11 protein-coding genes are annotated in these 13,582 nt (G+C 65.3%); 6 read left to right on the top strand and 5 right to left on the bottom strand.

Annotated elements, in window-relative coordinates; genetic code table 11:
* The first annotated feature begins 15 nt into the window (after positions 1-15).
* Positions 16-1,533 (top strand): malonate--CoA ligase, encoded by a 1,518-nt coding sequence (locus tag KTJ87_RS08465; RefSeq protein ID WP_267138659.1) that lies wholly within the window; start codon positions 16-18, stop codon positions 1,531-1,533.
* Here the strand turns inward: KTJ87_RS08465 and KTJ87_RS08470 are convergent.
* From KTJ87_RS08470 to KTJ87_RS08490, 5 genes are all read right to left on the bottom strand, one after another.
* Positions 1,520-1,807 carry a hypothetical protein gene (locus KTJ87_RS08470; RefSeq protein ID WP_267138660.1) on the bottom strand — a complete coding sequence of 96 codons (288 nt, stop codon included), beginning with the start codon at positions 1,805-1,807 and terminating at the stop codon, positions 1,520-1,522. The two genes, KTJ87_RS08465 and KTJ87_RS08470, sit on opposite strands and share 14 nt — an antisense overlap.
* A gap of 97 nt (positions 1,808-1,904) precedes the next feature.
* Positions 1,905-3,179 carry a DUF5996 family protein gene (locus tag KTJ87_RS08475; protein ID WP_267138661.1) on the bottom strand — a complete coding sequence of 425 codons (1,275 nt, stop codon included), beginning with the start codon at positions 3,177-3,179 and terminating at the stop codon, positions 1,905-1,907.
* 20 nt (positions 3,180-3,199) lie between these two features.
* Positions 3,200-4,135, bottom strand: a complete 936-nt coding sequence (locus KTJ87_RS08480) for a pirin family protein (protein WP_267138662.1) — start codon at positions 4,133-4,135, stop codon at positions 3,200-3,202.
* 261 nt (positions 4,136-4,396) lie between these two features.
* Complete coding sequence (locus tag KTJ87_RS08485; protein WP_267138663.1) at positions 4,397-5,290, bottom strand: LysR family transcriptional regulator; 894 nt, start codon at positions 5,288-5,290, stop codon at positions 4,397-4,399.
* Positions 5,291-5,370: 80 nt separating this feature from the next.
* Positions 5,371-6,273, bottom strand: a complete 903-nt coding sequence (locus KTJ87_RS08490; RefSeq protein WP_267138664.1) for a LysR family transcriptional regulator — start codon at positions 6,271-6,273, stop codon at positions 5,371-5,373.
* A 126-nt stretch (positions 6,274-6,399) separates the two neighbouring features.
* Between KTJ87_RS08490 and KTJ87_RS08495 the strand changes: the two genes are divergently transcribed.
* Genes KTJ87_RS08495 through atzF form a run of 5 tightly spaced genes read left to right on the top strand, consistent with a single transcriptional unit; the run spans position 6,400 to position 13,424 of the window.
* On the top strand, positions 6,400-8,007 hold the full coding sequence (locus KTJ87_RS08495) for an ABC transporter substrate-binding protein (protein ID WP_267138665.1): 1,608 nt from the start codon (positions 6,400-6,402) through the stop codon (positions 8,005-8,007).
* A gap of 3 nt (positions 8,008-8,010) precedes the next feature.
* The gene (locus tag KTJ87_RS08500; protein WP_267138666.1) at positions 8,011-9,036 is read left to right on the top strand and encodes an ABC transporter permease; all 1,026 of its coding nucleotides are present in this window, start codon (positions 8,011-8,013) and stop codon (positions 9,034-9,036) included.
* A complete protein-coding gene (locus tag KTJ87_RS08505; protein WP_267138667.1) occupies positions 9,033-9,911 on the top strand; it encodes an ABC transporter permease in 879 nt (292 codons plus the stop codon). The genes KTJ87_RS08500 and KTJ87_RS08505 overlap by 4 nt, the downstream gene beginning before the upstream one ends.
* A 3-nt stretch (positions 9,912-9,914) precedes the next feature.
* Positions 9,915-11,576: a dipeptide ABC transporter ATP-binding protein gene (locus tag KTJ87_RS08510; protein ID WP_267138668.1), complete on the top strand. Its 1,662-nt coding sequence runs from the start codon at positions 9,915-9,917 to the stop codon at positions 11,574-11,576.
* Between the two features lie 12 nt (positions 11,577-11,588).
* The gene (gene atzF / locus KTJ87_RS08515; protein ID WP_267138669.1) at positions 11,589-13,424 is read left to right on the top strand and encodes an allophanate hydrolase; all 1,836 of its coding nucleotides are present in this window, start codon (positions 11,589-11,591) and stop codon (positions 13,422-13,424) included.
* The last annotated feature ends 158 nt before the right edge of the window (positions 13,425-13,582 follow it).

Below are 13,582 nucleotides of genomic sequence, written 5' to 3' on the forward strand. Positions count from 1 at the left end.
TGTCTGGAGAGTTGCATGGCAAATCTGCTCTATGATGCCCTTTTCGGCTGCCATGCCGGACAGGATACGCCGTTTCTGCATTTGCCGGATGGCCGCACGCTAAGCCATGACGCGTTCCTGCGGATGGCGGCGCGCTATGCCCATGCCATGACCGCCGAAGGGCTGGCGCCCGGCGACCGGCTGGCGGCGCAGATCGACAAGTCACCCCAAGCGCTGGCCATCTATGCCGCCTGCGCCCAGATCGGCGTGGTCTTCCTGCCGCTCAACACCGGATACACGACCGCAGAGCTGGACTATTTCATCGGCAATTCAGGCGCAAAGCTGGTGCTGTCCTCTGACAGGGTGTCGGACGCACTGGCCCCGGTTGCGGCGGCCTACGGGGCGGCCTTGCGCACGCTTAACGCCGACGGCACCGGCTCTCTGACCGACCTTGCCAGGGACCTGCCCGAGGTCTTCGACACCGTAAGCCGCGCGCCCGACGATCTTGCCGCGTTCCTCTATACGTCCGGCACCACCGGCCGGTCCAAGGGCGCGATGCTGACGCAGGCCAATCTTGTGTCCAACGCGCAGACATTGGCCGAGTGCTGGCGGTTCACCAGCGGCGATGTGCTGCTGCATGCCCTGCCGATCTTTCACACCCACGGGCTGTTCGTCGCCAGCAATGTCACGCTTGTCGCGGGCGGGTCGATGATCTTCCTGCCGGGCTTCAACATTGACCAGGTGATTGCTGCGATACCGCGGGCCACGACGATGATGGGGGTGCCGACCTTCTACACCCGGCTGCTTGAGGACGATCGGCTTACCGCCGACCTCACGGCGCATATGCGGCTGTTCGTTTCGGGGTCAGCGCCCCTGCTGGCGGAAACCCACGAACAGTTCGAAACCCGCACCGGCCACCGCATCCTTGAACGCTACGGGATGACCGAGACCAACATGAACACCTCGAACCCCTATGATGGAGAACGGCGCGGCGGGACTGTCGGGTTTCTGCTGCCGGGCGTGGAGTTGAAGATCACCGACCCCGCCACAGGCGACACCGTCGAGACGGGCGAGATCGGCCAGATCGAGGTGCGCGGCCCCAACGTGTTCAAGGGATACTGGCAAATGCCGGAGAAGACCGCCGAAGAGCTGCGCGCGGATGGCTTCTTCATCACCGGGGATCTGGGGCGGATCGACGAAGACGGCTATGTCACCATCGTCGGGCGCAACAAGGACCTTATCATTTCGGGCGGCTACAACATCTATCCCAAGGAGATCGAGCTGATCCTCGACGACCAGCCCGGCGTGCTGGAAAGCGCGGTGATCGGCGTGCCGCACCCCGATTTCGGCGAGGCCGTAGTCGGCCTGCTTGTGGCACGTCCGGGCGAGACCGTATCGACCGATGCCATCATGGCGGCCCTTGGGGATCAGCTTGCGCGGTTCAAGCAGCCCAAGCGGCTGTTCGTGGTCACGGAATTCCCGCGCAACACGATGGGAAAACTGCAAAAGAACATCCTGCGCGAGCAGTTTGCAGGCACGTTCAGCCCGTCCTGACGGACCCACGGGCATAGCGCCCCTGCGCGATCATCTGGGCGGCCAGAACCGGCAGGTTCCGCCCCGTCATCCGCACGCGCCCTGCCGCGTCCGCGCCATCACTGGCAACGACGACTTGGTCGCGATCTAGGGAGAGTGAGGCCATTACCGCGGCCTGCAACGGCACAACCGGTAGATACTCGGGCAAAACGATCTGGTCAGAGTCCTGTCCGTCAGCGCTGGCGATCCCGCCACGCTCAAGCATGGTCGAGATGATCCGGGCCGTGAAGGGCAAAGCGCCCCCTGGCCCCCGCGATAACGCGTGACGCCTTCGGTGCCTCGCCCTGAAGCCCCGAATGACCCGCCTGGCAAAGAATGCAGGCTCGCGGCAGTCAGCTCTTCGGCTGGCGCAACACGTCCTGCCATTCCGGGTGGCGATCGAACTGTGCCTTCGCAAAAGGACAGAGCGGTATGAGGATGACGCTGTCCCTCCGCGCGTCCTCGACCGCCTGCCGCACGAGCATTTCGCCCACCTTTCGGCCCCGCAGGACGCCCGGAACCTCGGTGTGGTCGATGATGATCTGCCCCTTGCCGACCCGGCTGTAGGTCATTTCGGCCTCGTGGCCATCCATGACCAGACTGTAGCGCCCCTTCGATGCGCCGTCTTCGCGTGCCACCGGAACATCAGTCGGCGCAGGCGCACCCCTTGCAACGTCCGCGTTCGCCTGTCCCGCGCTGGGGCGGCGCACCTGGCGCGGCCGGCCCTCTGCGCACTCCAGCAACGCGCGGTCCCAGTGTCCAAGGTCGGCGGCGGCCTCGTAGGTCGAGACCAGGAACGCCATCAGGGCCTCGTCGGGATCGGCCGCAGCCTGCACGGCATCGTAGGGCAGCATGAATTCCGAAAGCCCCTCGTGCCAGAATGCCGCTTCGGGCCGAACCGGCGCGCCCCGATACCCGCCAGGCGCCGGGTAGGCGTAGGCATAGAAGGCGGGATAATCGATGCCGTTGCCGCCCGGCCAGAACCCTGCCGAGGACACCTCTCGGTCATAGGCTTCCTGTGCGACGTCATCCGGCAGCGAGGGGATCCCGGCAGGGTGGAGCGGCGCGCGCCGTCCCGAAAACCGGGTGACCGCAAGATCCATGGCCCCCCAGAACAGGTGAACGGGGCTGGACTTGCCAAGGAAGGACGTGCGGAACCTGCCCAGCACCCGGTCGATGGCGACCAATGCCTGATGATAGCGCTGCACCGCGTCCCGGTCGTAGGGACGGTCGCGGTGATCCTCGCTGAACGGGATGGGGTCCGGCACCTCGTTCGGCATGTCGCTGAACGTCGGCGTGCCGCCGAGATCGGCGATCATCTGCACGACCTTCGCGCGGAACGCTGCAACCGTGGACGGCTCCAGCGCGAACGTCTCCTTGCGGCCATTGCCACAGGTGCCGATGACCATGTGCTCGCGGAAATCGAAGCGGATCTCGATGCCGGGGCCGTCGGGGATCGGTGAGGATGTCAGGCCGGTCGGCGTGACATAGAACGTCGCGGTCCAGGAGTGGTTGAGCCACGGCGTGTGTGCCAGCCGGTATTTTCCGACGATCTGAAGATAGAGGTGCAGGGCGGCGCAGGTCTCGCGCCAGTCCAGGTAGTCCAGTCGGGGCCATTTCGTGCTCATCGCGCGTCCTTTCAATCCTCTCAATCCGGCAGGGGGATATGCTCGCCTCGGTCATCGACCGGAAGATCGAAGCGCCCGTTGCCCCAGTTTGCGGCGCGCCATTCGGCCTTGGCCTCTTCGATGCGCTCCCGCGACGACGCGACGAAGTTCCACCAGATATAGCGCGGGCCGTTGAACGTCGCACCGCCAAGGATCATGAGCCGCGCCCCCCGGTCGCCAGCGGCGACGGTGATCTTGTCGCCCGGGCGGAAGACCATCATCCGGCCCGCCTCGAACTCCTGCCCTGCAACCGAAATGGACCCTTCGACGATATAGATGCCCCGGTCTTCGTGATCGTCCGGCATCGGCAATCGGCTTCCCGGCTGAAGGGTCACATCGGCGTAGAAGGTTTCCGACAGCATCGTCGCGGGCGCCGTCGCGCCATAGGCGCTGCCGAGGATCAGCCGAACCGAGACGCCGCCATCCTCGATCATCGGCAACGTGTCCTTGCCATGATGTTCAAAGCTGGGCGCCACATCTTCATGACTGTCGGGCAAGGCCAGCCACGTCTGTATGCCGAACAGGCCGTTCGGGCCGCTGCGCGCCGCCGCCGATGTCCGTTCGGAGTGGGTGACGCCGCGCCCGGCGACCATCCAGTTCAGCGCGCCGGGGCTGATGATCTGGTCGGCGCCGGTGCTGTCGCGGTGGTGGAAGTCGCCGCGATAGAGATAGGTCACGGTGCCAAGCCCGATATGCGGATGCGGCCGCACATCGATGCCCTGGCCAGTCAGCAGTTCCGCCGGGCCGGCCTGGTCGAAAAAGATGAACGGCCCGACCATCTGCCGTTTCGGGGCGGGCAGTGCGCGCCGGACTTCGAAACCGCCAAGATCCCTGGCCCGCGGAATGATGAGAGTCTCGATCGCATCGACGCCCACCTCATCGGGGCAGCCGGGGTCGAGTGCGGGGTTCCAACTCATGCGCGTCATCCTCTCGTATGCTCGCAGTCGGGGGCGTACGTGCCGATGCGAATGCCTGGTCTCGACGCCTCCGGACGGCCCCAGCGTTCGGGTCATACCGGTGCGGTCTGATTACAGATTGGTGGCGAAGCGTCCCGGCGGCTAGCCCTGACGCGCAACTAGCTGTGTCGCGGAAAGCGGAACGCTTGTGCTGCGTCGGGGATCGGACAGGCGCGACAACGGAACGCCATTCGCCAGTCCGGGCTGTCCGCTTACCGGCCCTCAGCGGTCGTGGCCCAGGCTGTCCGGGTTGCGTTCGAAGTATTCGATCAGGGTCTCGGTGAGGACCCGGATCTTCCGCGCAGGATGCAGACCCGGCGGCCGGACAACATAGGTGCCCGCCGGAGGGACGGGAAAGTCCGTCATGATCGGGACAAGGGCACCGGACACCACATGCTCATGCAGGATGCAATCGGGAAGCCGGGCAATGCCGAGGCCCGCCGCAGAGGCCGCAGCAAGCGCTGCACCGCTGTCGGCCTTGAACCTGCCTTGCGGTTGAACCGTGACGATCCTGTCGCCGTCCAGAAATTGCCAGGCTTCGGTTCCCTGCATGAGCGCCTCATGGGTGACAAGCTCATCGGGCGTCCGGGGTGAGCCGTGCGCCTTGATGTATTCCGGGCTTGCGACGAGCGATCCGTGGACATCGCCGATGCGCCTGGCGACAAGGTTGGAATCCGGAAGGGCCCCTACCCGGATCGCACAATCGAAGCCCTCTGTGATGAGATCGACGAAGCGATCGCTGTAGGACGTATGGATGTGGAGCAGCGGGTGGCGACGCGCCATCTCGGCGAGTGCGGGCGAAAAGCGGGTCGGCCCAAAAGTAAGCGGGACCGCGACCCGCAGGCGGCCACGCAAACCACCAGTCGGAAGGATCGCTTCCCGCGCCGTGTCGATCTCGGCGCTGGCCCGCGCGGCATGATCCCGGAACGTCGTGCCCGCCTCGGTGAGCGCGGCGCCCCGGGTCGTCCGTGCAAGAAGTTGCGTGCCAAGTTCCGCTTCGATCCGGACGAGACGTCGACTGACGATCGACTTGGACACGCCCAGGCGGCGCGCAGCAGCCGAAACACCCCCGGCATCAGCCACGGCAACAAAGGTCTGCAGATCCTCGATGTTCATTCTGGCGTTCCCCGTTTCGCAACAAAGCTTGCCTGAATATGGCAGAATCGAATTGCAAATGGGAACGACAAGTTGCAGCGTCAGGCATCCGACATGTTCGCAAGTGCAAGCGCGACCTGATCGGAAAAGCGTGACGTGGCAACGGACAGCACTCGCCCGCGCATCTGTCCAAGAAGCAGGTTTCCCGGCGGCATGTCCCGCTGCGAAATCGGCCTGAACACCATCCCGGTATCCTGTTCAGTCGAAAGACCGATCGGGATCTGGAAGCCGACCGCACGTTCCTGCATCACGTAGTAGCGGATCAGCTCGAAGGATTCCGTCTCGACCACGGGCGTGACTGTCCGACCGACCCGCTTGGCCGCCATGTCGAGAAGGCCGCGCACGCCGTACTTCTGTGCGGGCGCGATGTGCGGATGATCGAGGCAGTCGCGCAACCGCAACTCCGATTGCCCGGCAAGCGGATGGTCCCGCGCAAACAATGCGCAGACCGGTTGCGGGATGGCGTGCAGCACCTCGAAATCCACAAGGACGCGCGGTTCGAACACCAGCGCCAGGTCGCTGCGAAAACTGACCAGCTCTGCTTCGGCCTGTTCGCGGTCGCGCACGTTGACGGCAAACGTCACGCCCGGATGCGCATTCCGATAGGCCGCGATCTGCTGCGGCAGGAAAAACGGCAAAAGCGCCTGGGAACATGCGATGGTGACATGGCCACGGCGCACCCCCGAAAGGTCTGCAACCTGGCTTTTCACACGCGCAAGGTCGGAGCGTTGTGCGCGGTAGTGCTGCAATACCAGCTCTCCCGCCGGGTTCAGACGCACACCGCGCGGCAGCCGCTCGAAGATTTGCGACCCGAATTCGCGCTCGAACCGTCCCAGACGGCGGTTGAGCGCGGACGCGGTGATGTTGGAATCCTCGGCCGCCTTGCGGATCGATCCGGCGCGGGCAATCGCCTCTATCAGGCGGAATGTGTCGAGGTGCTGCATCAGGGCGCTCCGATTGCGGTGCATGAAATGCACCGGATTGGTGAAATCATAGCATTTTTCGAACTGTTCGTAACCTGCCATGCTGCAAGGCAGAACCAAAGACAGACGCCAAGGGGGCTGCCACCGATGCACACCAATCGAAGAAATTTCCTGAAACTGACCGCCGCTGCGGGCGGTGCCGCGATGACGCCCTTCGCCTGGGCGACACGCGCCGATGCACAAGGGCTGGAAACGATGGTCGTGGCCTCGGGCCAGACGATCAACAGCCTCGACCTGCACCGGACGGGCACCAACCGCGCCAGCTATCAGGTTGCGATCAACTGCTATGACCGGCTTGTCGGCTTTGGATCGCGCCAGTTGCCAACCGGCGAGATGTCGTATGACTACGACACCATCGTCCCGGAGCTGGCTGAAAGCTGGACGATTTCCGACGACGGCCTTGTCTTCACCTTCACGCTCAAGCCCAGCGCCACGTTCACCGACGGCAGCCCTGTCACGGCGGCGGATGTGAAATGGTCGTTCGATCGGGCGGTTTCGGTCGGCGGGTTCCCGTCCACACAGATGCGCGCGGGCGGGTTCTTTCGCCCCGACCAGTTCGAGGCGGTGGACGATCGCACCTTCGTTCTGCGCCTCGATTACCCGTCGAAGCTGTCGCTGCCCAACCTCGCCGTACCGGTGCCCTTCATCATCAACTCAGCCGTGGCGATCGCCAACGCGACCGAGGCGGACCCTTGGGCGACGGAATACCTGCACACCACCACCGCCGGATCGGGCGCCTACACCGTCACGCGCTGGGATCAGGGCCAGCAGATCGTCTATGACCGCAACGATGCCTGGGTCGGCGGGCCGCTGCCCGAGGTCCGGCGCGTCATCATGCGCGAGGTTCCGAACAATTCGACCCGCCGCGCGCTGATCGAACGGGGCGACGTGCAGGTGTCCTTCGACATCCCCGACCGCGATGCGTCAGAGCTGGTCGGCACCGTCGATGTCTTCTCGACCCCGATCGAGAACTGCATTCACTGCGCCTGCCTCAACACCCGGTTCGAGCCGTTCCAGGACCCCGAGGTGCGCAAGGCCATCGCCCATGCGATCCCCTACGAGGCGATCTTTCAATCCGCCGCCTACGGGCGCGGGGCGCCGATGTGGGGCGGCTCGCCCGACATCACCGACACCGCGTGGCCGCGTCCCTTCCCCTATGCAACCGACATGGACAAGGCGCGCGAGCATCTTGAGAAATCCGCCTTCGCCAGCGGTTTCGAAGTGCCGATGTCGATCAGCCTTGACCTTGCAAGCTGGATGGAACCAACAGCTCTGCTGATCCAGGAAAGCCTTGGCCAGCTTGGGATCACCACCACGGTCGAACGCATCCCCGGTGCCAACTGGCGCACCGTGGCGCTGGTCGACAAGTCGCTTGATTTCCATCTGGAAAACTTCGGCGGCTGGCTGAACACGCCCGATTACTACTTCTTCTGGGCGTATCAGAAGGACCGGCTGTTCAACTCGTCCAACTACGCCAACGAAGAGGTGCACGCGCTGACCGAACAGACGCTGCACATGTCGATGGACGATCCGGAATGGGCACCGCTGGTCAAACGGATGTTCGAGATCGTCATCGACGAGCTGCCGCGCATTCCGCTGTACCAACCCGCGTTGAACGTCGCGGTGAACGGGGCGTCGGGCTACGAGTTCTGGTTCCATCGCCAGCTCGACCCGCGCCGCATGACGGGGGCTTAAGGCATGGCCGGGCGGACGCGCGCGATCGGGATGCGGCTGGCACAGACCGTGCCGGTGATCCTCGGGGTCATCGTCATCAGCTTTGTCCTGACCCGCGCGCTGCCCGGCGATCCGGCGGTCTATTTCGCCGGGGCCATGGCGGACGAGCAGTCGATCCAGCAGGTGCGCGAGGCGCTTGGCCTCGACAAGCCGCTGGTGACGCAGTTCTTCCTGTATGTCGGCGATCTGGCACAGGGCGATCTGGGCCGCTCGATCAGCACGGGGCAACCGGTGCTGACCGATCTGGCGGCGCGCTTGCCCGCGTCTCTTGAACTCACGCTGTCGGCGCTGGTGCTGTCCTGCGTGATCGCCATTCCCCTTGGCGTTCTGGCGGCGGTGCGGCAGGGGTCGTGGGTCGACCACCTGTGCCGGGTGCTGGTCACGGCGGGGGTATCCTTGCCTACCTTCTTCACCGGCATCCTGCTGGTCTACATCTTCTACTACCTGCTGGGATGGGCGCCGTCGCCGCTGGGACGACTGGATTTCATCTATTTCGAGCCGCCGCGCGTGACCGGCTTCTACCTGATCGACAGCCTGATCGCGGGCGATCTTGAAACCTTTGCCGCGACCTTGCGCCAACTCGCCCTGCCGACGATCACCTTGGCTCTGTTCACGCTGGCCCCCATCGCGCGGATGACCCGTGCGGCGATGTTGCAGGCCTTGTCCGCCGACTACATCCGCACCGCACGCGCCGCCGGATTGTCGCGGGGCAAGGTCCTGTTCGGCTACGGCTTGCGCAATGCGCTGCTGCCTGTCGTCACGACGCTTGGCATGGTGTTCTCGTTCGTGCTGGGCGCCAACGTGCTGGTGGAAAAGGTCTTTGCCTGGCCCGGCATCGGATCCTACGCGGTCGAGGCGCTGGTCGCGTCGGATTATGCCGCGGTGCAGGGCTTCGTGCTGGCCATGGCGTTCCTCTTCGTCACGCTCAACCTCATCATCGACCTCAGCTACGCGCTGATCGATCCGCGCATCGGGTTTGACACCAAATGACCGAAGCTACCGAGATACCGGGCCGCAAGCCCGATGGCGCCTTGGCGCATCTGCTGCATGTGCTGCGCGAGAACCCGGTGACGATGCTGTCCTTCGGCATGTTCGCCTTTTTCCTGCTGCAGGCGTTGTTTGGCGCGCTGCTGGTGCCGCACGACCCGCTGGCCACCAATGCCGCGATGGCGCTGCAACCGCCGAACTGGTCGCACTGGTTCGGCACCGACAGCCTGGGGCGCGACGTGTTTTCCCGTGTGGTGGTGGCGACACGGCTGGACCTGACGATCTCGGTCCTCGCCGTCGCGATCTCCTTCGTGATCGGCTCGGTGCTGGGGGCCGTCGCGGGCTACTGGGGCGGCTGGATCGACGCAGGATTGAACCGGGTGCTCGACACGATCATGGCGTTTCCGCTGTTCGTGCTGGCCATGGGGATCGTCGCGGCGCTTGGCAACACGATCGAGAACATCATCTACGCCACGGCGCTTATCAACATCCCGTTCTATGCCCGCCTCGTGCGGGCCGAGGTGAACATCCGCCGCGAGGCAGGCTTTGCGCTGGCCGCGCGCCTGTCGGGCAACTCGCATTTCCGCACGTTGGCCTTCCACATCTTCCCCAACGCGCTGCCGCCGATGATGGTGCAGGTGTCTCTCAACATGGGCTGGGCGATCCTGAATGCCGCCGGGCTGTCCTTCATCGGCCTCGGGGTGCGCCCGCCGACGCCCGAATGGGGGATCATGGTCGCCGAAGGGGCCAATTACATCATCTCGGGCCATTGGTGGGTCGCGCTGTTCCCGGGGCTGTGGCTGATGCTGGCGGTCTTCACCTTCAACCTGATGGGCGACGGTCTGCGCGACATCGTCGATCCCCGCAGAAGGACCTGAGCCATGCTGGCCATCAAGGATTTCGCCGTGTCCTTCCGCACACGGCGCGGCGAAGTGCAGGCGGTGCGCGGCATCTCTCTGGACCTGGCGGAAGGCGAGACGCTGGGCATCGTGGGCGAAAGCGGGTCCGGCAAATCCGTCACCTCCTACGCGCTGATGCGCATTCTGGATGCGGGCGGGCGCATCAAGGCGGGCAGCGCGGTGTTCGAGGGGCGTGACCTGGCGCAGGCGGCCGAGCGGGACATGCAGGGCATTCGGGGCCGCGAGATCAGCATGATCTTCCAGAACCCGCGCGCCGCGCTGAACCCCATCCGCAAGGTTGGCCACCAGCTTGAGGACGTGCTGCGCCGTCATGGACGCGCCACCCGCGCCAATGCGCGCGCCAAGGCCATCGAGGCGCTGGAGGCCGTGCGCATCCGCGACGCCGAGGCGCGCTATGACGCCTATCCGTTCGAATTGTCGGGGGGCATGTGCCAGCGCATCGTCTTTGCCATTGCCCTTGCCTGCGGGCCGCGTCTGCTGATCGCGGACGAGCCGACGACGGGTCTCGACATCACAACGCAAAAGGCGGTGATGGACCTTGTGCGCGACCTCACCCGCGAACGCGGCATGTCGTCGATCCTTATCACCCATGACCTTGGGCTGGCCGCCGAGTACTGCGACCGTCTGGCCGTGATGAAGGATGGGCAGATCGTCGAAACCGGCCCAGCCGCCCAACTGTTCGCCGATCCGCAGCACCCCTATACCCAGAAGCTGGTCGATGCCACGCCGCGCCCCGGTGCAGGCCTGCGTGACCTGCTGCCGATCGAGGCGCGCACGCCTCTGCCCGATCACGCGCCGGGCGACCGGGCGCTGGTGCAGGTGCGCGATCTGGTCAAGACCTATCCGGGGAAGTCCGGCCCGGTCCACGCGGTCAAGGGCATCTCGTTCACCATCCGCGAAGGACAAAGCGTCGGGCTGGTCGGCGAAAGCGGCTGCGGCAAGTCCACGACATCGTCGATGCTGGTGCGCCTGCTTGACCGGACATCGGGCGACATCCTGTTCGAGGGGCACGACATTGCCGACATAACCGCAGACCGCTTCGTGCGCGACAAGCGGCGCAGCCAGATCCAGATGGTGTTCCAGGACGCCACCGACAGCCTGAACCCGCGCCATTCCGCCCGCCAGACCATCGCCGACCCGATCCTGCGGATGAGCGACCTGCGCGGCCCGGCCCTGTCGGCCCGGATCGAGGAACTGGCGACGCTGTGCGGCTTGCCCCTGCCCTTGCTGGACCGCTTTCCGCACCAGCTTTCGGGCGGTCAGAAGGCGCGCGTCGGCATTGCGCGCGCCATCGCGCTTGATCCGAAGTTCCTGATCCTGGACGAGCCGACGGCGGCGCTCGATGTCTCCATCCAGGCGGTCGTGCTGAACCTGCTCGCGGACTTGCGCGCGCGGCTGGGGATGACCTACCTTTTTGTCAGCCACGATCTGAACGTGGTGCGCCTGCTGTGCGACCACGTCGTCGTCATGCAGGGCGGCGAAATCGTCGAACAAGGGCCCGCCGCGCAAGTCATGGATACCCCAAGCCATCCCTATACCCGAACCCTGCTGGCCGCCGCACCCAAACCTCCGACCACGAGAACGGGCACGGCCAAAACTGCTGCGAAATCCGCAGCCGAATAAGAGACAACGCCCATGACCACGCCGCTTTCCGACCTGCCCTTCACCCTCGACGCCCTGCGCGCCGCCTATGCTGCAGGCGTGACGCCCGCAGACGTCATGGCAGAGACCCTTGCCCGACTGGACTCCGTGGACGACCCGGCGATCTTCATTCACCTGGCCAGTGCCGAAGACCTTGCAGCCGAGGCCGCCGCCCTGGGGGCCTACGACCCGGACCGCCCGCTTTGGGGGGTGCCCTTTGCCGTGAAGGACAACATCGACGTGGCCGGTATGCCCACGACCGCCGCCTGCCCGGACTATGCCTACGACGCGGACAGGGACGCTTTCGTCGTCGCCCGCCTGCGCGCGGCAGGGGCCATTCCCATCGGCAAGACCAACCTTGACCAATTCGCCACCGGTCTTGTCGGCGTGCGGTCCCCCTACGGCGTGCCGCGCAATGCGCTCGATGCACAGATCGTGCCGGGCGGATCGTCCTCGGGGTCGGCCGTCGTCGTCGCCCATGGGATCGTGCCCTTTGCGCTTGGCACCGACACGGCGGGGTCGGGCCGCGTGCCTGCCGCGCTGAACGGGATCGTCGGGCTGAAGCCAAGCCTCGGCGCGTTGTCGGCCAGCGGTGTCGTGCCTGCCTGCCGGACCCTCGACACGATTTCGATCTTCGCGCTGACCGTCGCCGATGCGTACGATGTGTTTCGCGCCGCCGCCGGTTTCGATCCCGCAGATGCCTATTCGCGGCCTATGCCGACGGCCCCGATGCCGGCCCCCGCATCCGCGCCGCGCATCACCGCGCCGGATGCTGCCAGCCTGATCTTCTTTGGCGACGACATGCAGGCGGCAGATTTCGAGGCCTCCCTTAGGACGCTGGCCGAGGGCGGAGCTTTGATCGAACGGGTCGATTTCACGCCGTTCTACGACGTTGCTCGGATGCTCTATGACGGCGCGTGGATCGCCGAGCGCTATGCCGCCATCGAAGACATGATGACCACCCGGCCAGAGGCCGTGCACCCTGTGACCCGCGCCATCATCGCCAAGGCCGAAGGGTTGAGCGCGGTTGATGCCTTCAACGGCTTCTACCGGCTTGCGGAGTTGCGCCGCGCCTGCGCCCCGATCCTCGACGCCTCGGACATGCTGTGCGTCCCGACGATCCCGACCTTTGCGACCTGCGACGACCTGAAGGCCGACCCTGTCACGCCCAACTCCAACCTTGGAACCTACACGAACTTCGTCAACCTGCTGGACCTCTGTGCATTGGCAGTCCCGACCGGCCCCCGCAGCGACGGGCGACCCGGAAGCGTGACACTGATCGCGCCCGCAGGGGAAGATGGCACGCTCGCCGCGCAAGGGCAGCGCCTGACGCAGGCTCGTCGGCCCATGCTTGGCGCGACGGGGATCAAGACGCCAGGCTTGCAAAAGACGGGGCGCGCCCCCGTATCCGGGTCCGTATCCGCAAGCGAAATGACCATAGCTGTCTGCGGCGCGCATATGTCGGGCCTGCCGCTTAACCATGAACTGACATCGCGCGGGGCGCGGTTCCTGAAAGCCACCCAGACGGCGCCCAGCTATGCCCTCTATGCCTTGCCTGGCGGTCCTCCCGCCCGTCCCGGCCTTTGCCGGTGCGACGACGGACAAGGCACCTCCATCGCGCTGGAGGTCTGGGCCATCCCGAAAGACGCCGTGGGCGACTTTATCGCCGGTATTCCTGCGCCGCTCGGGATCGGCACCATCGAGATCGAGGACGGATCACAGGTGAAGGGCTTTCTTTGCGAAGCAAGCGGCAAGCGTCATGCCGAAGACATCAGCGCCCTCGGCAGCTGGCGCCGCTTTCTGGAAAGGGACACGAAGGTGATCGTGTGACACTGCCCCGTGTCTGCTTCAGAAACCGGAAGCAGGCGTAGAGCCAAACACGTTGTCGCCGGTTGAAATCGGTGTCTTGCACCACGCGGGATCGCGACGCGTGGCGCAAGCTGCGCAGGTCCACGACCTGCCCGGCGTCCCGCGAGACATAGGCCAAC

It is taken from the genome of Anianabacter salinae, assembly GCF_019061145.1.
GTDB classification, from domain to species: Bacteria; Pseudomonadota; Alphaproteobacteria; order Rhodobacterales; family Rhodobacteraceae; genus Anianibacter; species Anianibacter salinarum.